The following is a 22,651-nucleotide window of genomic DNA, read 5'->3' as shown; positions in this document are numbered from 1 at the left end:
TCGATCACCCGGCCAAATCGTTATTTCTTTTCAGCTGGCGAGCCTTCCGGCTGGTTGACTTTTTCCGCCTGCCAGTAGAATTCACTGAAAACATCAGCAAGAGCTTCGGCTGACCGGTTCAGTTCTTCGAACGTATTGTCCACCCCGCCAAATTCTATTAAAAGGGCATTCTGCGATAAATCCTGGTTGAATTTCCCGTTGGTAGTTTCGCCTTTTTTCTGGATGATTCCCCTGCTCAATCCCTTATATTTCTGCTGAAGCAATTCGTGCAATGCATTCGCCAATGTAAGATTTTTTTCATAATTTACGTTTTCTGCGCCGATGACAAACGCCAATTTGGCATACGGTTGGCCGTTTATATCAATGGTCGTCTTATCCCTGCGGTGGCCATCCCGATGGATGTCAATAAAGTATTGAAGGTTCCGGTCACCAGCCATGGCGGCTGCTACAACCGGGCGGGACTCCTGGTAGGCCCGGCCGAATCCAAGTCCTTTTTTGTTAAGGTTTTCCATGATATCCGTTTTATCCAAGGTGGTGCCGATCCCTTTGCTTTCGAGTGATTCTTTCAGCTTATCTCCTATCCTCGTCACATTAATTTCTGTGTGGTAGGCTTTGTTTGGATCGGTTACCCCTTTTAAATATGGCAGATAAGATTCGCGTGTATGTGTAAAGTAGACGTAAACAACCTTCCTGTCCCCTGTGGTCATCGGCGGTACTGCCGTTCCTGACCCGCTACCAGGGTTCTCAATATCTTCAGTATTCTGCAGGGCTGCCTCCTGCTCTGCTTTTAGCACCTCGATCGGCGGGGCCGACTCCATTGGCATGTTGGTGTAATTGGTTCCTTCTCCTGCTACAAGAATTTCCCCATCAAAAAACGAAAAACCTGGCAGTTCCCTTCCAAGCAAGCTTCGAGGGTCATCGAGGTTGACATTTGTGGAAAGCTTAAACATTAAGCTTGTCAAGCCAGGTGACGTATTTTTGTCGGGAACGGCATCCAGAAAGTAGTGATTTTCCCATCCCATCAGCTGGAAAAGCAATTCACCGGTTATGTTTGTCGCAGCATGATTAACAGAAGCGGAGGCAATACGGTATTCCGGCCGCAGAGAGGTCATTATCCCGCTAAGCGCAAAAACCGTTACAAGAAATAGAACAAACCCTGCAGCAACCTTAAGTACACTTGTCCCCTGGACAGACACAATAATGCCCGGACTTTTGATATGTTTCATCGTTCCACCCCGTTTAGCAAGTCTAGTAGATGTTATGACTTTGCTAGAGAAGATAGAACCGGTTTTTTGACAGATTGTCGTCAGCGTGTATAATAGCCTGCATTGTTTCCAGTTACTGTCTGATGCAACGCGTTATTCAAGCCGGTTGCAAGCAGGTTGGCCATATCTTCAATAAATACGTCAACTTCCTTTGGTGTAACCATCAGATTATGTCCAAGCGGGGACAGCACTTCAAAGATCAACTGCCGCTTCTCATCTTCCTCTAATGCACCTACCATTCCCAAAAAAGCTTTGCGGTGCTGTTCTTCGGGAAGATCGTCTTCCGTCAGTTTCCGCTTTTCTCCAAAGCTCATTCCCGCTGGTGCAAGCGCGCGTGATGGACGCCCGCCCTCCCTCATTTCCTTTCCGAAATGTTTAAGGATAAAATCAATTGTGTCGCTTGTGATTGAAACGGCATCCACAACGGTCGGCACCCCGATCGCAATAACAGGGATTCCCAGGGTTTCTTTGCTCAGCTCTTTCCGTTTATTCCCGACCCCAGACCCAGGATGGATGCCCGTGTCTGAAATTTGGATTGTGGCGTTAACCCGTTCAATTGACCTGGAAGCTAAAGCATCTATCGCAATGACAAAATCCGGCTTTGTCTTTTCTACTACCCCAAAAATGATGTCACTTGTTTCAATTCCCGTTAAACCCATGACTCCAGGCGCAAGCGCACTGACCGCCCGGTATCCTGCGCTGACATTTTCCGGCTGCAACTCGAAAAGGTGCCGGGTCACCAGCAGATTTTCACAAACAAGCGGACCGAGGGCGTCAGGCGTCACATTCCAATTACCCAGGCCTACTACGAGGCATGAGGCATTTTCTTGGAGCCCTACTTGTTTTAGAAAACGGGAAAATTCGTTGGAAAAAACCTTGCCTACATTTTTCTGCAGTTGGGTATCCTGCTGGCGGATACCTGTCACTTCAATGGTTATATACTTCCCTTGCTTTTTCCCCATTGCAGCTTCACCGTCCGCGGTGATTTCCACAAGGGAAATGTTAATCCCGTTTTCTTCTTTTTCTTTTGTGATCACCCCTTCGATCCTTGACTGGTCTTCCTGATCATGGACCGTACGGCCCCGGTCCGCCAAAACCATTTCCCTTGCTTCAATTGCCAAATCTGTTCGAACAGAATATTTGCTTAAATCGACAGATTCCTTCATCATAAACCCTCCAGCTATTGGGATTTTTTAAGTTGTTTCCTATCTTTTCCTTTCAAAGTTAAAAACATTCATGGAATAACTTAAATTGAAGTAGAGTATTGCATTATTATCAGTCGTTTGATAAAATATCACTTGTTCTTTATAATAAGAAATGTACTGGAAAAGTCGAGTTCCATAAATTCTCGATGCTTTTTTAGGAGGTGAACGGAATGCCAAACATTAAATCAGCAATCAAGCGTGTCAAAACTAGTGAAGCAAGCAAAGCACATAACGCTACTATTAAATCTTCCATGCGTACTGCAGTCAAGAAAGCTGAAGCTGGTATCACCAACAATGATGCTCAAGCTAAAGAAGCTTTCGCTGAAGCGGCTAGCAAACTGGACAAAGCTGCTGCAAAAGGTTTAATCCACAAAAATGCAGCTGCCCGCAAAAAGTCCCGCTTAATGAAAAAATTGAACGCAAACGGTTAATAGCCATTTAAAAACGACCCGTAAGGTCGTTTTTTTATTTTCATAAAAACCACGGACAAAATTTTCGTCCGTGGTTTTTCCATGCCTATTTTTGTTTGTCCTTGCCATTAAGCTGCAAGAGAATCATTTCGATTAATAACCCTTTTTTCATCCCTCCGCTTTTCATTTGGTAATCGGCATCAGCAAGCATCTTCATGATCCTTGCCAGTTCTTCGTCTGTGAAAGACCTGGCCTGGCCTGCGGCAAGTTTTATCCTGAAGGGGTGAACCTTTAAAAAGCCGGCAATCTGCTGCTGTCCATACCCTCTCCTTGCCAACTCTTTAACCTGGTAAATCAGCCGGAACTGTCCCGTTATGACAGAAAGAATTTTTATTGGTTCCTCATTTTGTTTAAGCAAGTCATAATATATCCTTAGCGCCTCATCTATTTTCCTATGTACAGCCTTATCGACTAGAGCAAAAATGTTCTGTTCGAGGGACCTTGCCACGAGCTTGTCGACCATCTCTGAATTAATTCTTGTATCCCTGCCTGCATAAAGGGCCAGCTTGTCCACTTCGCCAGTCAGGATAAACAAATTATTCCCGGATAGTATGAGCATCATGTCGATTGCGTCGTCGTCAATTTCAACACCGTTGGAAAATGCACGGTCCTTGACCCAGACTCTCAGCTCCTGCTCCGTTAGCTTTTTAGCCTCCACAATAGCAGCCTGCCGCTTTAATGCTTTTGTAATTTTCTTCCGTTCGTCCAGCTTCTCATACGGGGCAGCGAACACAACAACCGAATATGGAGCAGGCTGGTCCAAATATGCCTCAAGCCGCGACAGGTTATGCTCAACCTTTTCCCTGGTTTTCTCAGATGTCAAAAATACCGGATTTTGCAGCACAATCAGCCGTTTCCCACCCATGAATGGAAAAGTTTCGGCATCCTCTATGGCAGCTTCCACAGGCGTCTCTTCCAGGTCGTACACGGATAAATTAAAATCAGCTTCATCATCTGCCAATACGTGCTTCATCAAAAGCTGCTTTGTTTCATTAATAAGAAAAGATTCCGTTCCATATAATAAATACAGAGGCTGTATTTGATTTTTCTTGATCTGTTTCCAAATGTCTAAAAGCAATCGTCTCGCTCCGATCGAAATGAGTATGTTCCCCTCCTATCGTAAAGAAGCTTGGACATTTTGACAAGTACCCAAAGGGAACTGGCCCCCCTTGTTCCCGGACCAATTCCCAATTTATATTGAACGCCGCCATACAAGGCCTAGGATACTCATATGACGCCGGAAGATCTTAGTTGTAATTTTATTGTAGCCCCGGACAGGGAAAGTATTTGTGACAACTCTTGTCATAATAGGAAAGCAGACATGAGGAATGCTGGATTTTTATTTGGAAATCGCTTATAATTTATGGAAATAGGGGGGATGGACTGTGAACCAATTTGAAAAGAACGTTCAAAGCACTCGCAATGATGCCGTGGATTCAGCTGTGGGCTTCATCGTTTCGTTCGGATTCTTTGCAACAATGTTTATTATTGCAACAGTCATTCATTTAATCGGAAGCTAACAGCGGATACATAAGGTAATTCAGGAGACTGCATTGTCCATGCAGTCTCTTTGCTTTAAACCATGAAAAACCGCCGTCAATCCAAGGATTTAATATTTGGTTATATATTATGGGAGCTGTGTTGAAAATGTTCCATCTTGACCTTTAAATGTGTAGATGACCGCACCATTTTCATCCGTTCTATATGTTTTCACCCCGAAGTCAGATAGGCGGTCCAACACTTCAGTATGAGGATGGCCATAGCGGTTTTTTTCTCCTGCTGATATTACCGCAATCTCCGGCTTGACCATTTTGAGGAACGGATCAGAGCTTGATGACCTGCTGCCATGGTGGCCAACCTTCAATACATCTATGTCCAGCTGGCCATATTCATCAATGAAACGCGTCTCTCCTTCAAATCCCAGATCTCCTGTAAACAGCCACTTTTTTCCGCCGGCATTTGCCAGTATCACGATTGATCCATCGTTTTTATCCTGTGAACGGCCCATAGGGCTAACGATTTGGAAGCTTGTTTTTCCTTCCTTCCATCTGTTGCCGGCGGAAACAAATTTGACCGGAATGTTCCGCTGTTGAGCGAATTTAAGAATATTTCTCTCATAGCCCTCTGGCTGGACAAAGGCAGGCAGGACAATTTCTCTTGCATTGATTTCCGCAAGCAAGCCAACAGCACCGCCGATATGGTCCATGTCTCCGTGTGTCAGGATGAGCTTATCAATGTTCCTGATTCCAATACTTTTTAAGTATGGCACGAGAATATCCTTTCCCGGCTCAAAATCTTCCCGTTGTTTCTTCCACTGCTCTGTCTGGAACGGTATTCTGCCTCCGGTATCGACCAGGTAATTACCTCGATTGTAAGGGAGCTGTATATAAATGCTGTCTCCTTGCCCAATATCGATAAATACAATTTTTCCATAAGGGTTAATATATGGGATCATACACTGTAGCAGAAGGGGAAACAGCGGAATAAACAAGGCTAACAATTTCCTCTTTTCCCACATTAAAAATGAGGCGGGAATTGCACATACATATAGCAGCATTAAGAAAATCCCAGGTTTCCCCACTGTGAAATCTGACATAGGAAAGGCTGCAATGATTTCAGAAAGACGGTTCGAAGCCGATATCAGCTCAGTGGCCAGATTCAACAGTGGGTCAGCCAACTGGGATGATGCAAGATGGAGGAACAAAAGAACGATCACCAACGGGAGAATCGCAGAGAAAAGCGGGACGAAAACCGCGTTTGCGATTACCGATATGAGGGAGAATTCATAAAAGAAGAACAGCAGTACCGGCAGGCTGGATATCTGGGCAATCAGGGAAATTGCTGCTGATTTTGTTAAAAACGATTTGAATTTCGGTAAAATGCCCCGTGTGGATACGAGCAATGAAAAGGTGACACAAAAAGATAGCTGGAGGCCCGGTTCATAAATGGCAAAAGCATCAACCGAGATCAATAATATAAAAGCTAACGACACGGCATCAACGGGACCAATCTTAAAGCCGAACCGTTTTCCGCATAAATAGATCATCATCATGATCACCGCCCGGTTTACCGGCGGTGACAAGCCAGTCAAGACTGCATACACAGGCAAAAATAAAATGAGCGAGGTTTCTGCCTTTTCCCTTGTCATGCCTGTCCTCAAACATACGGCATAAATCATTCCGGAAAGCAGCGCAACATGCAGGCCTGATATGGACAGAATATGAACGGTTCCCGTTTTCTTATATGCCTCATAAGTACCAGGGTCAATTAAAGTCTGGTCCCCAAAAAGCAATGCTGAAGATGCAGCAGCTGTTTCAGGCGGGAAGTTTTTTACCACATATTGAATTCCTTCATGCCTGACCCTTTTTAGCCTGGTTAATAAATTTGCGTGCTGCTGCCTGCACATTCGGGGATCCAGGCTGTCTGGTTTCATAATCCAAAAAATACCCTGCCGGCTCAAGTATGTACGGTAGTTAAATGCATTAGGGTTGCGGGCTTCATCAGGAACATCGAGTGTACCGGTTATTTTACATGCCACACCTGGTTTTATCCTATTCTTCAGAAGTTCCTGTTCCTGCCAGGTTTCGATGTTGTGGCGTACAACAATTTTCTCTCCTGCAGGGATGGCGTTAACCGTTGCTGTCAGACGGCCGCCTTCTATCTTGATGTCTCCATCGAAATAAATGGCAATATCCTTTTCTTTGCCTGTAAGGCGTGTCATGTTTGTGGCCTGTGAAAGATGGCCAATGCCTATAAAAATAAAGTAAGCACACAGAAGCAAATATAGCTGTGCCTTGGTGAAGTTTCTAAACTTCTTTAACAGAATGCCAATGCAAACGAACAATCCAAAAAACAGTATAGACTCCTCTAACGCACTCAAAAGCCCAAGTAAGGAGGCGACCGCAAAATAAAACAGCTTGCCTTTCACATAAGATTCCTGCCTTTTGCCAGCAGGGTCACTGTTGCTCGGCGTTTTGCCCCGGGAACATGAGCGGCGGTGATTCTACCTGCTCAACCTTGACTCCCGCTTTCCTGAACAGTTCCACTGCGTACGGATGATTTTTATAAACCTCTGCATAGTAAACAGTTTTAATCCCTGCTTGGATAATGGCTTTACAGCATTGCAGGCACGGAAAATGAGTCACATATATTTCAGCACCTTCTGTAGGCACGCCAAATTTGGCACATTGCAATAGAGCGTTCATTTCGGCATGGATTGTGCGTATGCAATGGTGATCAATCACATAGCATCCTTCATCAATACAGTGCTCTCCTCCGGCAATGGAGCCATTATAACCACCCGCGATAATGCGTTTTTCCCGCACGATCGTGGCGCCAACTGTAAGACGTGTACACGTGCTTCGCAATGCAAGCAAATGGCTCTGCGCCATAAAATATTCATTCCAGGAAATCCTTTCCATGTTAACCCGCTCCCTTTCTGTCTTTTATACTATCTGTCCTATTTTAGTTTAAAGCTATAAGGAAACGGGCGCAATTCCTTTATGACTAGTTAACTGATATGTTGTCCTTCAACTTTTCAAACGTTTTATCCCCGATGCCGCTGATCAATTTTAAATCTTCTATCGCTTTAAATGGACCGTTTGTTTCCCTGTATTCTAAAATAGCCGTCGCTTTCGAGGGCCCGATGCCTGGCAGCGTTTCAAGATCCGCCGCCTCAGCTTTATTCAAATCAATTTTTCCAGTTCCGCCCGATGTGCCGGTGCCTCCGTTCAGGCTGCCTTCCACTGGTTGAGGAATATTTGATTGCTCACCTTTCTCGGGGATGTACACTGCCATTTCATCCTTGACATGAAGGGCAAAATTTACAGTTGCTGCATCAGCCGTTTCTGACAGCCCACCTGCCGTTTCAATCAAATCAATGACCCGGTCCCCTTCCTTCATTACATAGACGCCAGGCTTCAGCACCGCCCCTTTAATGTCTGCTTTGACCACAGCTGGTTCTGAAGGCTTCTCCTTGTCTTCTTTTTCTGTATCAACAGCTTTATTCTCGATGGCCCAATCCTCCTCTGGGCTGGATTCACCTGAATCTCCGGAAGCAAAAAAAGCATATCCTGAAAAAATCGCAACAAGAAGAGCACAAACTATATACACTTTCTGTTCTTTCAGCCAGTTGATCATTTTTTAACCGCCTTTCTGTTGGTATATTCTAATTTTTTTAATCATAAATTTATATGAGAAAATCGGGTACGAAGGAGGGATGGGATTTGAAAATTGGGATAATTGGCACAGGTAATATGGGGAGGATAGTTGCTGAGGCTTTAATCGATGGCAATGCCGTTTCCCCTTCTTCAATGACAGTGACAAACAGAACGATAGCGAAAGCTCTGCAAATAAAAAATATATATCCGGATATCGGTCTTTGCAAAAGTCCATTGGAGACTGCGTATCAATCCGATGCCATCTTAATATGCGTCAAACCTCACGATGTATTTTCTGTTTTGGAAAACATAAGGCCGGCACTGGCACCGTCAAAATGCGTCATATCAATTACGAGCCCAATCAGTGTCGAACAGCTTGAATGTACAGTGCCTTGCAATGCAGCACGTGCCATTCCAAGCATAACTAACCGCGCGTTGGCCGGGGTATCCCTGTTGACATTCGGTAAAAATTGCAGCGAACAGTGGAGGATGAAAATACAGGAGTTATTTAGCAGCATTTCGGTGCCAGTCGAAATAGATGAAAAAATAACAAGGGTAGCTTCAGACATCGTCAGCTGCGGACCGGCCTTCATCAGTTACCTGACACAGAGGTTTATTAATGCGGCGGTGAAACAGACAGCAATAGACCAGGAAACAGCAACGGTACTTGCAAGTGAAATGCTGATCGGCATGGGGGAATTATTACGGAAAAAGTATTACACATTGCCAGCGCTACAGGAAAAGGTGTGTGTAAAAGGCGGGATTACCGGAGAAGGCATAAAAGTCCTTGAGGGTGAATTGGGTGATATGTTTGAACATTTGTTTGAGGCAACACATTTAAAATTTGAGGATGATCTTGAAAAAGTAAGGGAACAATTTTCTATTAATAAATAATTCTCGATTAGAATGCCATTTTCCTTTTTGATAATAAAAAAAAATTTAAATACAATAAAAGGCTGCGGAAAAGGATCTGCAGCCTCTTAACTATGGTTTTATTGCTACAAAGAATATCCGCTCTGATTCTGGCGCCGGTTCTGTTTCGTTAAAATCCGCGGTTACTTCCTTCACAGTAAACCCACTTTTTTCCAGGAGAGAGTGATAAAAACTGACAGGGAAAGTCCGTTGAAAATGATCCTCATCGATCCTGTCATACTGGCCAGTTTCTTCATCGTGGACAAAGAAAGTCAGTTCATGTTCTACGCTGTCCGGATATTGTCCCGGAAAACAATGCCATATATAAGAAATATCATCCTGGTTCACCGCAAACGTGTGGTCCAGGAATATTTTTTTTATTTTATATTGTGAATGAACATCAAATAAAAACAGTCCGCCTTCATTCAGGTGGCGAAAAACACCAGTGAACGTTTTCTCCACATCATCCCCGGTGCGGAGGTAGTTGACTGAATCGCAATAAATGGACACAATATCAAATAATCCGGGTACATCGAGATCGGCCATATCCTGCTGGAAAAACTGGATTGAAAACCTTTGTTCATCAGCCTTCATCCTGGCAACAGCCAGCATATCATCTGACAAATCTACTCCTGTTACATCCAGTCCTGCACCTGCCAGACGGATCGACATCTCACCTGTGCCACAGGCTAGGTCAAGCAGCTTCGTGCCCTTTATGCCATACTTTTCTTTTAACTTCATCGTCATCTCGGCCCATAGTTCATATGGAACGTCCTGCATCAAGTGATCGTACAGATAGGCAAATTGCTTGTATGTCATTGCTGAAGTTCACTCTGGATGTTCACTAAAGGAGCATCACCCCATAGCCGTTCAAGATTGTAATAGCTTCTTTCTTCACGATGGAAAACATGCGCGACCACATCTCCAAGATCAATCAGTACCCACCTTGCTTCGTCGAACCCTTCCATTCGTTTGACAGAGCCCCCGTTTTCCTCAACTTTATCCTTGATTTCCCGCGCAATCGCCTGAACCTGTTTATCGGAGTTTCCGTGGCAAATAATAAAGTAATCCGCTATTAGCGAAATCCCTTTCATGTTGAGAACCATGATGTCCTCGGCTTTTTTATCATCTGCTGCTTTTGCAGCTGTTAAAAGTAGTTGTCTTTCACTCATTAAATCAGTCCTCCTGTTTACTGACTAGCCAATTATAGGTGTTGAACGTTTCTGGAAAGACAGGCTGGTTTTTTGCCATCAAAAACCTGACCGTATTTTTTATGGCCTGGATCAACGCTTGATCCAGGGTTGACCTTGCCATTTCCCTTACTTCTTCAACACCGGGAAAATGTCTTCCTGGCTCAATATAATCTGCTACATAGATAATTTTTTCAAGCAACGCCATTTTCGGCCTGCCTGAAGTATGAAACCTGATTGCATCCAAAATCTCCGGATCGTCAATTCCCGCCTCTTTTTGGGCAAGAAACGCCCCTACCGGCGCATGCCATAGTTCGCTGTTATAAAGAAGCAGCTCTGGAGGCATTTTCTCATCGATAATGATTTGCCTCATTTCATCTTTGGGGCGGAATTTAGCATAGTCATGGAATATTGCAGCGGTTTCCGCCTTTTTCTGATCCGCGCCGTATTTTCGTGCCAGCTCCAGCGCTGTTTCCAGCACACCGAGCGTGTGCTCGTAACGGTGCTCGGTCAGTTGCTCCCGAACGAGCCTTAAGGCTTTTTCACGATCCATATAAACCATTCTCCTTTATATACATCCTGACCGGCTCAGGGACCAGGTAGCGGATAGTCGTTCCTTGTTCAAGTCGCTTCCTGATCATGCTTGACGATATGTCCAGCATGGGGGTATCCACGTTCAATATTGGATAGTCGGTCACATGGCTGTAGTCAGGCCTTCTTACACCCACGAATGTAACCATTTTGATTAATTGGTCTATCTTATACCACTTGGGCAAATATTCAACCATATCTGCACCAATGATGAAAAAAAATTCGTGGTCATCATACATTTCTTTTAATATCTTCATTGTTTCATACGTATAGGAAGGGCCGCTTCTTTTCAACTCGACTGGCTCTGTCCGAAAACACGGATGTCCTTGAATCGCCAGGTTCACCATAGCATACCGGTCACCATTAGTCGCCCCAGCCGTTTTATGCTTATGCGGCGGCTGCTGGTTTGGCATAAACCAGATTTCATCAAGCCGCAGCGAAAACAGAACTTCATTGGCAATGACCAAATGTCCAATATGGGGCGGATTAAACGTTCCGCCAAGTATGCCTATTTTCTTCAATTTTGGCCCCTCCTCAGGTTACTTTTTCCGGCATATGTCCCGGCAAACGCCCAAAAACACCTGCCTGGTGAGTGGGTTAACCTTGCATGGGCCGGGTATGCATTATGGCAAAATGATTTGTTTGTTCTCTTTCGATTCCTTATAAAGGACGATGGTGTTGCCAATGATTTGTACCTGCTCTGCACCTGCGCCTTCGGAAAGCTTCCGGGCAACCGTATCCTTGTCTTCCTCGCAGTTTTGCAGCACACTCACCTTTATCAATTCCCTTGCCTCGAGCACATCCGCGATCTGCTTGATCATATTTTCATTTACTCCGCCCTTGCCGACTTGAAAAATCGGATTGAGATGGTGGGCTTTTGATCTTAAAAATCGTTTTTGCTTTCCAGTTAACATTCTGATCCTCCTAGCTGTTTCAGGACAATTCCCCTCATTCTGTCCACATCGGGAAAAATGCCGGTCCATTTCTCGAACGCAAGTGCCCCCTGCAGCACAAACATATCAAGTCCGTTTTGAACAGATCCACCTTTAGAAGCTGCATCGTTCAAAAGCTGTGTTTCCAACGGGTTATAAATAATGTCGCAGACAAGGCTGCCACGGTTTAACTTTTCTAAAGAAAGCGGCTGGGCGCTGGTGTCTGGAGTCATCCCTACACTCGTCGTTTGCACGATAATCCCATACTGTTCCATGTTTTCTTGCGCAGAGTGAGTATCCAATATGTTGGAATTAGACGCATAAGGGCACTGATTTACAATATTTGCTGCATTTCCGGGTGTACGGTTGCAAATATCAATCTCCGTCACTCCTGCTTGCGCGAGTGAAAAATAAATAGCCCGTGCTGCTCCGCCAGCTCCAATGATCAATATCTTCTCATTTTGAAACGTTGGAAAAGCTGTTTTCAAGCCATGGACAAATCCCGGTCCATCCGTATTGTAGCCTACATACTCGCCTTCCTCATTCACCACCGTGTTTACCGCCCCAATGGCAGCAGCAAGCGGATCCAGCCGGTCCAAAAGGGGAATGATGGCCGTTTTATGAGGTATGGTGACGTTAAAGCCTGCCGCTCCAATCGCCTTAAAACCTGTTATTGCTGCAGGCAGGTTCGCGGCTGTCACATGGAAGGGGAAATAATGGGCATCAATCCTGTAGTAATCAAATAAATCATTATGCATTAATGGCGACATCGAATGGGCGATTGGATCGCCAATCACTCCGTATAATTTTTTCAAGTTCCTCTCCCCTCCGGAAAAACGGGTTCACACGGAAGAGCTCTACAGCTGCGTGCCGTCTGCCGTGCAGCTAGATCAATGATTGCCTCACCATCACCTGAACTCCTTTTGGCACATGGGCGGCAACCTTCGCTCCGGGGTCATTCACGGTGACCCAGCCAAGCCCGGAAAAGACGATATCCGTTTTTCCTTCTTTAATAACAAATTCATGCCTGACGAGTTCAGGAAAAGTATCCATCTGTTCACGCCGGGGAGGCGTCAATAATTCGCCTGCATGGTTCGCATATAACTCAGAAGCATTATCCAGCTTTGTACGATGTATATTTATTTCATTGGATAGATAACAGACAAACGAACGCCGCCCTCCTGATATATGGTCAAAACGGGCCAGTCCGCCAAAAAACAATGTCTGCCCTTCATTTAGCTGGTACACTTTTGGTTTTATTTCTTTTTTCGGTGTAATCACCTTTAAGTCGCGTTTATCTATATAATGTGCCATTTGATGATGGTTGATGATGCCGGGAGTGTCAATGAGCGACTTTCCGTCATCAAGGGGGATTTTAATAATGTCCAAAGTAGTGCCCGGGAAATGTGATGTTGTAATGATATCGCCCTCTCCGGTCACTTCTTTTATTATTCTGTTTATAAACGTAGATTTCCCCACATTTGTGCAGCCTACAATGTAAACATCTTTTCCTTCACGGAACCGGTCGATTGCGGCCGCCGTTTCCTTGATATTCATCCCCTTGGAGGCGCTCACGAGGAACACCTCTTCCGGCACTAATCCCAGTTCTTTCGATTCCTTCTTCATCCAGTCGGTCAGTTTGTTTTGCTTCACGGATTTCGGAAGCAAATCCGCTTTATTTCCAATCAAAAGGACTTTGTTCTTGCCGGCAAAACGATGCAGGCCCGGAAGCCAGCTGCCGTTAAAATCGAAAATATCAACGATCTTCACGATAAGGGCGTCCTTGTTGCCAATCCCATTCAGGATTTTCAAAAAATCATCGTCTGTCAGGCTGACATCCTGAACTTCATTATAATGCTTCAGACGGAAACAGCGCTGGCACACAATTGCCTCTTTTTCAAGCGAGGGTGGCGGTGCATACCCGAGTTCATGCGGCTCTTCCGTCTGAATTTTAACCCCGCATCCAGTACAAATTATTTCTTGTTGTTCCAATGCTTTAGTCCTCCCAATTAAGCTTGCCTTTTTTCCTGAACCAATTTAGGATCCGCCTCTCAACCATACGGTTAAACCTGGTAACCACCCCGTCGGTCTTCGCAACGGGCACAACCAGGATTGTATGGAAGCCGTTTCTGTTTCCGCCCAGGACATCAGTAAGCAGCTGGTCACCGATCACTACCGTTTCCTGCTGGCGCAGCCCCATCTCCTTTAATGCCCTGCGAAATGCACGGCCCATTGGTTTTCTCGCCTGGAAAATAAACGGTATATGCAGGGGATCGGCAAAAGCCTTTACACGGGTTTCATTATTGTTGGAAACGATAGTCACAAGGATTTCATTCCTTCTCATTTCATCAAACCATTCGATCAATTTGGGAGTGGCGTAAGGCCTGTCCCATTCTACCAGAGTATTGTCGAGATCGGTAATGATTCCTTTAACTCCTTTTTCTTTTAAGTTTTCCGGCTTAATATCAAATATACTTTTAACATGCTGGTCAGGCAGAAAATGGTTTAACACTTTAATTACACCTCATTATATAATTCCTGTCGTAATGTAAACATCATAACTAATTTTACCCCATCTTACAAAACAAACCTGCTATACCAGGCAGTTCCGAGAACGGCTGTTTTTAGAAAATGGAAAAATGGCTGAATATCATCACCAGAAACAAACAAAATACTTGCCCGGCAGGTAATATTTTTCGACAAAAATCTTCTTGTTCCCAGCTGTGGATAACTTTATTCACATTTTACACATTGATTTCATTACTATTTTCCCATTTATAAACAAAATAATCACAGGTTATCCACGGGGCCCTGTGGATAACCAGAACGGTTGTTCTGCCTGATTAAATCTGATAGAGTAAGAGTACAACAAACTGAATTTACTATACTATTTCATAAGTGCTATTTAATTATCATTTTTCGGGGGTGAATGACTGGGATGCGGAAACTTTCAGATGAACTTTTGATTGAATCCTATTTTAAAGCAAGAGAATTAGACCTCAGCCTTGACTTCATTCGTTTAATTGAAACCGAAATTCATCGTCGTTCATTATCTCACAGAATAAGATATTCGTCCTGAACTCGCCCTGATGGGCTTTTTTTTTGCAACTATAAGAACGGCGGAAAAGGCACAGCATTTGAAGCTGTGCCTTAAATATCAGCTCCCAGTCCCAATAAAGCCGATTTTCTCCCCTACTTTTATTTCGGTGGGAAGCATGATGCCAGGCAATAGCTGAAACGAGTCTTTTTCGAATAAAAGCACAACTGTAGACCCAAAAGAGAAATAAGCCATTTCTTCTCCCCTCGTCAGTTGTTCCCCTTCATGCACCGTTTCTATCGAATTGACGAACATGGCTCCTACTTTCACTATCGCCACATGGCCCTTCCCATGATGTACTTCCGTTATGGTCCTGAAGTTTTTGGATAACGGACGGTCCCCATACTTAAGTCCCATTCTGTTAACCGGATACGATTTTGTGCCGAGAGTCCACCGGTTGACAACAGTGCCTGAAACCGGGCTGTGAATCCGGTGGTAATGGCTCGGGCTCAAATAAAGAATCACATAGGTCCCATCTTCGTATTTACGCGTTGCTTCTGGGCTTCCCAGCATTTCCGCAATCGAATATACTTTGCCCTTTACAGTGATCCTTTGATCGGCTCTAACGGTTCCAATATCCTCAATAACAGCATCGACAGGGCTTAACACTGCTGCAGGGTGTCCATCTTTCAGCCTCGCCCCTTCTTTAAGCTTCCTTATAAAAAAATCATGCAATGTTGGATATTCGTGAAGCGGTTTTTCCATCTCAGCGACATTAATTCTGTATATTTTTGCAAATGACGGTACCATTGTTTTGCTTGCCTTTGAACGGGCAAAGCGTTTTAAGGCGCTGGACGACCATCTTCCATTTGTTAATTCGATAAATAAACGATATAAATTCTGAATCAAAGAGCCTACCTCCGGAATGTGTAAAAATACTCTTTACGAACTTGCATAAAAAGCTTAAAATTAAATATTATTATACAACAAAAAACTGAAGGTGCTGCTCCCTTTCACTTTATAAGGAGTGAGGAGAATGTTTTTATTGGATGTACTTGACCACACAGTCAAGAAGCTCAAGGCTCAAACTGCCAATGTATTGACGCTTGCGAATCTGTCACTGGGCGGATTTGCCATAATTGTAGGAATTAACGGTAATCTCAACTTAAGTTTGCTGCTTATCTTTGTTGCAGCTCTGGCGGACCGTTTTGACGGGATGGTTGCCAGGAAGTTTAATATCGAGTCTGAACTAGGGAAGCAATTGGATTCCATGAGTGATATTATATCATTCGGTGTAGCTCCTGCACTATTATTATATCAAGGAATTCTCTATGAATTCGGGGCACCCGGTTCGTTTTTCACCGTATTCTATATTGGCTGCGGGGCTTTCCGCCTGGCCAGGTTCAACATCACTGAAAGCAACGGATATTTCACAGGCTTGCCGATTACCGCTGCAGGCTGCCTGGCTACCTTGAGTTTTCTTGCCATTCCGAACCTGCCGCCGCAGACGTTCCTATTTATTATCATCATCCTTTCTTTGCTGATGGTAAGCCCATTCAAACTAAGAAAGGTTTAAATTTTGTTTGTCAGGATATGCGCCTTGTTTGGCACCGTTGATGAATTGAGTAAGGGGCAGGCGTACCGTCTATCAATAAGCAAACCAGCCGGGTTCGGCTGGTTTTTTGTTTGCTATTCGGTCAGCTTCAGGAATTCTTCTACATCGTCGATGCATATCCTGACTGCTTTTTCCCAAAAATCCTTTTTCGTCAGGTCAACGTGCAGGTGCTTCATCGCAAGGTCCTCCACAGTCATTGAAGCAGAATCCTTTAACAGCGCTATATATTTTTCTTCATAGCCTTTTCCTTCCTCCATTGCCAGCGCATAAATTCCAAGCGAGAACAAGTATCCAAATGTATATGGGAAATTATAGAACGGCAGCCCGCTAATATAAAAATGGAGCTTGGAAGCCCAGAACAGCGGATGATATTGTTCCAGTGCCCCGCCATATGCCTCAGCCTGCGCTTCTTCCATCAATTTGTTTAAACGTCCTGCACTGACCACACCCTGCTTACGCTCTTCATAAAATCTTATCTCAAACAAGAAGCGGGCGTGAATATTCATCAGGAGCGCAACCGAACGCTGGATTTTATCTTCCAGAAGCCCCAGCTTTTCTTCTTTCGTCTTAGCGTTTTTCACAGAGGCATCGGAAACAATCATTTCCGCAAATGTCGAAGCTGTTTCTGCCACGTTCATTGCATAATTGCGGTTTAATAAGTGCTGATCTCTCATGGCATAGGTATGGAATCCGTGTCCCAGTTCATGGGCAAGCGTAGACACATTCGAAGGGGTGCCTGAATACGTCATGAAAATCCGGGACTGGCTGCTCTCCGGAAAAAATGTGTGGAAGCCGCCCGGCTCCTTTCCAGGACGGTCTTCTGCCTCAATCCAGCGGTTTTCAAAGGCCCTCTGGGCAAACTGTCCCATTTCATCACCAAAGAGCGAGAAATTTCCGAGGATAAATTCAGCGCCCTCCTGATATGACATTTTTGATCCCGCTTTTCCGACCGGTGCGTCGAGGTCTTGCCAGCCGAGGCCTTCCAGTCCCAAAAGTTTAGCCTTTCGCTGCAAAAAATCCACAAATGGCTGCTTGTTATTTGCAATGGCTTCCCACATTGCATCCAATGTTTCCTTTTTCATCCGGTTAAGATCAAGGGCCTCTTTCAATATATCCTCCCAGCCCCGGGCCTTATAGACGGTAAGCCGAAAACCTGCCAGGTGATTTAATGTTTTGGCAAAAAAGTCGCTCTTGCCTCCCCAGGCCTTTTCCCATTCATCAAAAACTTGAGTCCTTACGGACCGGTCATTGCTTGAAAACTTATTGGCTGCCTGGCCGGCTGACAAGTACTTTACCTGCCCGTCTTCACGAAAAGGAATTTCAATGCTGCTCACAAGCAAATCATACATCTGGCTCCAGCCATGATACCCATCAACGCCCAAGGCATTGATCAGCGATTCCTCGGCGCCGGACAGTTTTTCTGCAGCCCTTTCCCTGCGCTCTTCAAGAACAAACCTCAGATCTTTGAGGAAGTCATCCTTCATCAATTGTTCCCAATCATTCTGTCCTATTTGGGCAAGCTTTTGGTCAAATACCGTCAGCGCTGTTTGAAAAGCTGCACTTAGCCCTGTCACCGTCACTCGCAGCTCACCGGCTTTTTTGTCTTCCGTATTTTGGGCCTGGAGGCAGCTCACGAACGCACCGGCCTGGCGAATGAATTTTGCTATTTGCTCAAATTCCCCGATAATGACAGTCAAAATGGTTTCGTCAGCCGCATCATTTAGTGGATCCCAGCCGTTAATAATATTTTGAAAAGCTGAGATGCTCTGGGCAGTTTTTTTTAGATGGGAAGAAAACTCCGCTGAAGTGCTTCCCCCTTTAAAAAAGACTTCCAAGTCCCATACATCTGAATATGTAATCGCTGTCACTACAATTCCCCCTTTTTTCGCTTCTTTATTATAAGATTATATACCGGATTGTTCTATACTTTTAAGTTAGTCTTATTTTCTGAAATACTGATTTTACTGTTCTTTTCAAAATCAAATAAAGTAATAAGGCCTGATTCTATTAAGGAATCAGGCCCCTCCGGTTTCATTCCGATAATGCTTTGCTCGCCAGATTTACATCATTCATCAATAGCTTTTGGAGATCATATGACGGGTATAAGCCTCTCTCATACATATAATAAAAGACTCTTCCGTGCCAGTCGATGGCAGTGTTCAATTGTCTGGTCAGCACTTCCCTGAGTGCCGGGGTTGCCGTCTCTGTAACAGCAATTGCATAATACCTTACTGCAGTTTTCGCACTTCCAAGCAAATCCCCTGCAAAAAAGCCAATTTCAGCACGGGCCGCCTCAGGAAATCCTGGGGCCATTGGATAAAACCTTAACAGCTCACGTAAGTTATTTTCAAGAGCATTGATTGAAAAAGCGTAAAGAGCACGCAATTCAGGTTCGGTAACTTTGCGGACGTTCTTTTTAAATTTCCACAGCAAAACTGATTGAAAAGCAACTAGTTCATGCAGTTCCAAAGTTTCATGCCAGGCCAGTCTATTTTGCTTAGCCAAATTCCATACCTCCCAGTATATCAATGTCGACACGAGATACAGTATTCACACGCTCTGAACTGGGTGCATGGTTCTGCCTGGCATAATCCATTAGCGGTGCCAGTGGAAAACACTTTGTAGAATTTAATATGTCAAACCGCTCCATCGTAAGGTTCCGTCTAAATCAAACAGAACTGCCTTGATCAACTTATATCCAACTCCTCTGAAAGAAGCATCACTTATTTGTTAGAATTTTCAGTTTAAAATATAATTAAAGTATATATTACAGACAGGAGTGATGAAATGGCAAATTACCAATTTTCCCACCGGCTTAAGGTTCGATACTCAGAAATTGACGGACAAAAAATCGTGTTCAATGCTCATTACCTGACCTATTTGGATGTAGCGGTCGCAGAGTATTTTGAGGAAGGTTTAAGATTGGATTTGGCGGAGCTGGCGAGGAGCGGAGAATTTGATTTTGTGCTTGCCAAGACCACACTGGAATTTAAAAGCCCGGCACGTTTGAATGATTGGCTCAATGTATGGTGCCGAGTGGCGAGCATAGGGAACTCAAGCATAACAATGAACTTCAAAATAACGAGGGATGGGGAAATCGATCCCCTGCTGCTAGCGGAAATCATTTATGTAAGTTATGATCCACATACCAAATCATCCCGGCCGGTTCCTGATTTTGTACGAGAACGCATTGGACAGTTTGAACAAACAGAAGGCGTCAAGGAGACATAAAGTAACCCCATAAAACCACGGCAGGCCGAAAATTAGCCTGCCGTTTAACTCTTACTGATTTTGACGGGTCGCCCATATAAAGCACAAAAAAAAAGGATCCCCGACCCTTATCTAATTGCGATTCTTCCTTTTTTCTTTTTCTGCCCGGTAAAACTCATGGAACATTTTCATCAATGCGCGTTTTTCAATCCTTGACACATAGCTTCTTGAAATACCGAGTTCTTTGGCGATTTCGCGCTGGGTTTTTTCTTTTTGCAGGTCAAGGCCGAAACGGCCGATAATGACTTCCTTTTCCCGTTCATCCAGTACATCGATATATTCCTTAACCTTTTCAAGTTCCATATTGAGCTGGATTGTGTCTATGACATCCTCTGATTCTGACTTCAGCACATCAATAAGCGATATTTCATTACCCTCTTTATCCTGGCCAATCGGATCGTGAAGCGAAACATCTTTTTTCGTTTTTTTCAGGGCACGTAAATGCATCAGAATTTCATTTTCTATGCAGCGGGCAGCATAGGTCGCAAGTTTTGTTCCTTTACCCTCAGAATAGCTTTCAATTGCTTTGATCAGCCCAATTGTACCGATGGAGATCAGGTCTTCTGAATCCTCGCCCGTATTTTCGAATTTTTTTACGATATGGGCGACGAGCCGCAGATTATGTTCAATCAGCATATTGCGGGCATGAGGATCCCCGGTGGCCATCAGCCTTAAATATTTTCGTTCTTCTGCAGCAGATAACGGTTGGGGAAAGGCATTATTTTTAATATAAGAAACAAGAAAAATGACTTCTTTGACTATATAACCGAGTGCAGCCAAGATTCCAGACACGTTTCCACCCCCGCTTTTTAGGCATTTGCCTATATAAATTCCTATGTAAAAGACGGGCAGTTTGTGTCTGTCCGAAGAAATTATTAACCATGAAAAAATTTCCACCTAGCCGGAAATTATCTTTACAGTTCAGCCCACATGGACAAATTTTGTGTCATTCAGGTAGAATTAAGGAAGTTAAAGAAAAAAGAGGTTGGAAAATGGATCAGGAAAAATTGATTTTATTGGTTGTGTTTGTGGTGGTGGTATTTGCAAGCGGTGCCGAAATCATTTTTGAAGGGTTTTCAGTTAAAACAGTGCTGCTATTTATCGCCACCGCCGGGTTAGTCGCATTCTTATGGTTCCGGCCAAAACGAAAGCATTAACCGCTAGCGGTTAATGCTTTGAATGTTTCCAGCAGACTATTCGACACTCACTTCGGCAGCGATTATACAGCCTACTGCACCGCAAATCCCTAAGCCCATCACGATCATGAACATGTGCCACACCCCTTTAAAACCCCATCTTTACCCCAAATTTATCACATATCTGCAGTAAAAATGGCAGTGGGATGTGAACTTTTTGTTACAACGCGTGAGGCCAGCCTCCGTCTATTTATTATTTTTCGCATTGTTCTTTTTTTTAAAAACAAGGGTTAATAGCAGCACATGCAAGAACATGTTATCCCCTCCCAACTTCCAGTTAGGTGGAATCCTTCTCCACCCAGTAGTATGCAAGCCTTCCTTGAATATGAAATATCATTTTTAATTCCCACCTTTCCATGAATTTTTTTAATCAAAATCAGAACGGACGGTACATAGTGAATTGACGGTCTTTGTTTTCTTCGTGAATTTTTCTGACCATTTCGTCATGCACAGTTTCTTCAATGGATAATTCACGTTTTTGAATCGTAACCGTAAAAAAGAAAATATTCAAAGTCATCCTGTCTCACCTCCTCTTTCTCACATCCCTGAAAATTGAAAAAACCGCAGCGAGATTCCCCGGCGGCTTGTAAAAAGGCACAAAAATGCCGCAGGGCACGCTTCTCCCTGCGGCATGGATATGCTTATTTTAAGAATAAAAGATTCTTAAGCGATCCACTCCGGTTTGGTCGAATGCGTAAATAAGATATAAAATTGCTCTGCTGATACAATCTGGCACTTCATCATCATTTCATTCGACCTCCCTTTCCATAATTTCGCTTACAGAGGTAATTATATCCATTGCGGTTGTGTTTGTAAACCCTAATTAGCCTAAATTTTCGAAAAAGATTTCATACGCGGTTTTAACGATATTAAAACGACTGCAAGTTAGGATCACAACTGTTGAGCTTAATAGTCAATAAGATACAAAACCATGTGCTGTTCATCAAAGTATGTATGATCCACTTTCATCGCTCTTTTGTCTGTTCCAAAAGTCTCAAAACCTAAACAAGAATAAAGTTTTTTTGCCGACTCGTTGGTTGCCATAACGGTTAAATAAATCTGTTCAATTCCTTCAAGTTCTTGTGCTTTCTTAATAGCTTCGATCATTAGCCGTTTTCCAGCTCCTATGCCTCGATTAGCAGGAGAAACATACATGGCAAAGATGTTGGCACGATGCTTGAGTTTAAGTTTGGTTTCTTTAACCAAAGTAACAACGCCAATCAGCTTTTCCTCTTCGAAGGCACCAAGAGTAAAAGCTTCATCGGATTCCAATCTTGCCCTAAAGAATTCAACCGCATGTTCATTTTCCTCCTCATAGCTTGATGAAAAGGCTTCAGGATTGTTCTTAAGTGCTTCTAATCTTAAATTCCGGTAATTTTCCGCATCCCTAGGTGTTATTAGCCTTATATTCATAAATGCCTCCTGAAATAAGTAAGAATGATTTAATTAATATTACTTTATTACCCAGAGTTTTTGTTCAAATTTTTGAAAATAAATAAACGCCCAAAGTTGGACGTTTATTTTTTCATCAAATATTCCTGGCCTTCTTCTGTTTCTGTCAATTTGCTTTGACACTGTTTTGAAAGGAAAAAGAACAAAATCGAAAGCACCAGAAAGCCTGTTGATGCTCCGGCGGATATATAAATGTCTGAAGCGGCCTTTATTTCAGACGGAATAATGGTGCCGAGATAGAAAAATGCACCAACAGCTAACAAGACAACCGCATATTGCTTAAAGTCTATCATTTTCTCGTATAATTGCTTCGGATTCACTATAATCACCTGCACTTTTCTGCAAAACTCATAACTA

The 22,651-nt window shown here is 43.7% G+C and carries 27 protein-coding genes and 1 pseudogene; 7 read left to right on the top strand and 21 right to left on the bottom strand.

The window, feature by feature from the left end; all coding sequences use genetic code 11:
* Positions 1-20: 20 nt before the first annotated feature.
* On the bottom strand, positions 21-1,226 hold the full coding sequence (spoIIP, locus tag CVD19_RS18910) for a stage II sporulation protein P (protein ID WP_101584405.1): 1,206 nt from the start codon (positions 1,224-1,226) through the stop codon (positions 21-23).
* Positions 1,227-1,306: 80 nt separating this feature from the next.
* Entirely contained in the window at positions 1,307-2,431 is a 1,125-nt protein-coding gene (gene gpr, locus CVD19_RS18905; RefSeq protein WP_101584404.1) for a GPR endopeptidase, read from the bottom strand.
* 209 nt (positions 2,432-2,640) lie between these two features.
* On the opposite strand from gpr, the gene rpsT reads away from it, so the two are divergent.
* A complete protein-coding gene (rpsT, locus tag CVD19_RS18900) occupies positions 2,641-2,901 on the top strand; it encodes a 30S ribosomal protein S20 (protein WP_101584402.1) in 261 nt (86 codons plus the stop codon).
* A gap of 85 nt (positions 2,902-2,986) precedes the next feature.
* Here rpsT and holA read toward each other — a convergent pair whose 3' ends face one another.
* Positions 2,987-4,018, bottom strand: a complete 1,032-nt coding sequence (gene holA, locus CVD19_RS18895; protein ID WP_101584399.1) for a DNA polymerase III subunit delta — start codon at positions 4,016-4,018, stop codon at positions 2,987-2,989.
* A gap of 307 nt (positions 4,019-4,325) precedes the next feature.
* Here holA and CVD19_RS18890 point away from each other — a divergent pair, with 307 nt between their 5' ends.
* On the top strand, positions 4,326-4,460 hold the full coding sequence (locus tag CVD19_RS18890) for a YqzM family protein (protein WP_101584397.1): 135 nt from the start codon (positions 4,326-4,328) through the stop codon (positions 4,458-4,460).
* A 107-nt stretch (positions 4,461-4,567) separates the two neighbouring features.
* On the opposite strand, the gene CVD19_RS18885 is transcribed toward CVD19_RS18890, so the two are convergent.
* The 3 genes and pseudogenes from CVD19_RS18885 to CVD19_RS18875 form a co-directional block, all read right to left on the bottom strand.
* Positions 4,568-6,868 carry a DNA internalization-related competence protein ComEC/Rec2 gene (locus tag CVD19_RS18885; RefSeq protein ID WP_101584394.1) on the bottom strand — a complete coding sequence of 767 codons (2,301 nt, stop codon included), beginning with the start codon at positions 6,866-6,868 and terminating at the stop codon, positions 4,568-4,570.
* A 34-nt stretch (positions 6,869-6,902) separates the two neighbouring features.
* Positions 6,903-7,361: pseudogene (locus CVD19_RS18880) on the bottom strand (ComE operon protein 2); the annotation flags it as partial.
* 85 nt (positions 7,362-7,446) lie between these two features.
* Positions 7,447-8,079 (bottom strand): helix-hairpin-helix domain-containing protein, encoded by a 633-nt coding sequence (locus CVD19_RS18875; RefSeq protein WP_101584389.1) that lies wholly within the window; start codon positions 8,077-8,079, stop codon positions 7,447-7,449.
* An 86-nt stretch (positions 8,080-8,165) separates the two neighbouring features.
* Here CVD19_RS18875 and comER point away from each other — a divergent pair, with 86 nt between their 5' ends.
* A complete protein-coding gene (gene comER, locus CVD19_RS18870; protein WP_101584388.1) occupies positions 8,166-8,993 on the top strand; it encodes a late competence protein ComER in 828 nt (275 codons plus the stop codon).
* 90 nt (positions 8,994-9,083) lie between these two features.
* Here comER and CVD19_RS18865 read toward each other — a convergent pair whose 3' ends face one another.
* From CVD19_RS18865 to CVD19_RS18830, 8 genes are all read right to left on the bottom strand, one after another.
* The gene (locus CVD19_RS18865) at positions 9,084-9,830 is read right to left on the bottom strand and encodes a class I SAM-dependent DNA methyltransferase (protein ID WP_101584387.1); all 747 of its coding nucleotides are present in this window, start codon (positions 9,828-9,830) and stop codon (positions 9,084-9,086) included.
* Positions 9,827-10,183, bottom strand: a complete 357-nt coding sequence (gene rsfS, locus CVD19_RS18860) for a ribosome silencing factor (protein ID WP_101584385.1) — start codon at positions 10,181-10,183, stop codon at positions 9,827-9,829. Before rsfS ends, CVD19_RS18865 begins: the two co-directional genes overlap by 4 nt.
* 4 nt (positions 10,184-10,187) lie before the next feature.
* Complete coding sequence (gene yqeK, locus CVD19_RS18855; protein ID WP_101584382.1) at positions 10,188-10,754, bottom strand: bis(5'-nucleosyl)-tetraphosphatase (symmetrical) YqeK; 567 nt, start codon at positions 10,752-10,754, stop codon at positions 10,188-10,190.
* Positions 10,744-11,313, bottom strand: a complete 570-nt coding sequence (locus tag CVD19_RS18850) for a nicotinate-nucleotide adenylyltransferase (protein ID WP_101584381.1) — start codon at positions 11,311-11,313, stop codon at positions 10,744-10,746. Before CVD19_RS18850 ends, yqeK begins: the two co-directional genes overlap by 11 nt.
* Positions 11,314-11,415: 102 nt before the next feature.
* Positions 11,416-11,706 carry a ribosome assembly RNA-binding protein YhbY gene (gene yhbY, locus CVD19_RS18845; RefSeq protein ID WP_101584379.1) on the bottom strand — a complete coding sequence of 97 codons (291 nt, stop codon included), beginning with the start codon at positions 11,704-11,706 and terminating at the stop codon, positions 11,416-11,418.
* Positions 11,700-12,539 carry a shikimate dehydrogenase gene (gene aroE, locus CVD19_RS18840; protein ID WP_101584377.1) on the bottom strand — a complete coding sequence of 280 codons (840 nt, stop codon included), beginning with the start codon at positions 12,537-12,539 and terminating at the stop codon, positions 11,700-11,702. The genes yhbY and aroE overlap by 7 nt, the downstream gene beginning before the upstream one ends.
* A 70-nt stretch (positions 12,540-12,609) precedes the next feature.
* Positions 12,610-13,716 carry a ribosome biogenesis GTPase YqeH gene (yqeH, locus tag CVD19_RS18835; protein WP_101584375.1) on the bottom strand — a complete coding sequence of 369 codons (1,107 nt, stop codon included), beginning with the start codon at positions 13,714-13,716 and terminating at the stop codon, positions 12,610-12,612.
* A gap of 4 nt (positions 13,717-13,720) precedes the next feature.
* Complete coding sequence (locus CVD19_RS18830) at positions 13,721-14,236, bottom strand: YqeG family HAD IIIA-type phosphatase (RefSeq protein WP_101584373.1); 516 nt, start codon at positions 14,234-14,236, stop codon at positions 13,721-13,723.
* A 426-nt stretch (positions 14,237-14,662) separates the two neighbouring features.
* Between CVD19_RS18830 and CVD19_RS18825 the strand changes: the two genes are divergently transcribed.
* Complete coding sequence (locus CVD19_RS18825) at positions 14,663-14,803, top strand: sporulation histidine kinase inhibitor Sda (protein WP_101584371.1); 141 nt, start codon at positions 14,663-14,665, stop codon at positions 14,801-14,803.
* Positions 14,804-14,881: 78 nt separating this feature from the next.
* Here CVD19_RS18825 and CVD19_RS18820 read toward each other — a convergent pair whose 3' ends face one another.
* A complete protein-coding gene (locus CVD19_RS18820; protein ID WP_101584370.1) occupies positions 14,882-15,670 on the bottom strand; it encodes a phosphatidylserine decarboxylase in 789 nt (262 codons plus the stop codon).
* A 127-nt stretch (positions 15,671-15,797) separates the two neighbouring features.
* Here CVD19_RS18820 and pssA point away from each other — a divergent pair, with 127 nt between their 5' ends.
* Positions 15,798-16,337, top strand: a complete 540-nt coding sequence (gene pssA / locus CVD19_RS18815; protein ID WP_101584368.1) for a CDP-diacylglycerol--serine O-phosphatidyltransferase — start codon at positions 15,798-15,800, stop codon at positions 16,335-16,337.
* A 113-nt stretch (positions 16,338-16,450) separates the two neighbouring features.
* On the opposite strand, the gene CVD19_RS18810 is transcribed toward pssA, so the two are convergent.
* Both CVD19_RS18810 and CVD19_RS18805 read right to left on the bottom strand, forming a co-directional pair.
* Positions 16,451-18,244, bottom strand: a complete 1,794-nt coding sequence (locus CVD19_RS18810; protein ID WP_101584366.1) for a M3 family oligoendopeptidase — start codon at positions 18,242-18,244, stop codon at positions 16,451-16,453.
* 163 nt (positions 18,245-18,407) lie between these two features.
* Complete coding sequence (locus CVD19_RS18805; RefSeq protein WP_101584364.1) at positions 18,408-18,881, bottom strand: spore coat protein; 474 nt, start codon at positions 18,879-18,881, stop codon at positions 18,408-18,410.
* Between the two features lie 282 nt (positions 18,882-19,163).
* Here CVD19_RS18805 and CVD19_RS18800 point away from each other — a divergent pair, with 282 nt between their 5' ends.
* Entirely contained in the window at positions 19,164-19,607 is a 444-nt protein-coding gene (locus CVD19_RS18800; protein WP_101584363.1) for an acyl-CoA thioesterase, read from the top strand.
* A gap of 111 nt (positions 19,608-19,718) precedes the next feature.
* On the opposite strand, the gene sigK is transcribed toward CVD19_RS18800, so the two are convergent.
* Positions 19,719-20,438: an RNA polymerase sporulation sigma factor SigK gene (sigK, locus tag CVD19_RS18795; protein ID WP_101584362.1), complete on the bottom strand. Its 720-nt coding sequence runs from the start codon at positions 20,436-20,438 to the stop codon at positions 19,719-19,721.
* A gap of 200 nt (positions 20,439-20,638) precedes the next feature.
* Between sigK and CVD19_RS24945 the strand changes: the two genes are divergently transcribed.
* Complete coding sequence (locus tag CVD19_RS24945; protein WP_180953703.1) at positions 20,639-20,803, top strand: hypothetical protein; 165 nt, start codon at positions 20,639-20,641, stop codon at positions 20,801-20,803.
* A 415-nt stretch (positions 20,804-21,218) separates the two neighbouring features.
* Here the strand turns inward: CVD19_RS24945 and CVD19_RS18790 are convergent, their stop codons facing one another.
* From CVD19_RS18790 to CVD19_RS18780, 3 genes are all read right to left on the bottom strand, one after another.
* Positions 21,219-21,359 carry a YrzI family small protein gene (locus CVD19_RS18790; RefSeq protein ID WP_101584361.1) on the bottom strand — a complete coding sequence of 47 codons (141 nt, stop codon included), beginning with the start codon at positions 21,357-21,359 and terminating at the stop codon, positions 21,219-21,221.
* A 389-nt stretch (positions 21,360-21,748) separates the two neighbouring features.
* Complete coding sequence (locus CVD19_RS18785; RefSeq protein ID WP_101584359.1) at positions 21,749-22,255, bottom strand: GNAT family N-acetyltransferase; 507 nt, start codon at positions 22,253-22,255, stop codon at positions 21,749-21,751.
* 104 nt (positions 22,256-22,359) lie between these two features.
* Positions 22,360-22,614 (bottom strand): YrhC family protein, encoded by a 255-nt coding sequence (locus tag CVD19_RS18780; protein WP_257985195.1) that lies wholly within the window; start codon positions 22,612-22,614, stop codon positions 22,360-22,362.
* Positions 22,615-22,651 lie beyond the last annotated feature (37 nt).

The sequence above is a fragment of the Bacillus sp. T33-2 genome (genome assembly GCF_002860205.1).
Classification (GTDB): domain Bacteria; phylum Bacillota; class Bacilli; order Bacillales; family Cytobacillaceae; genus T33-2.
This window is presented reverse-complemented; position numbering and strand designations above follow the sequence as displayed.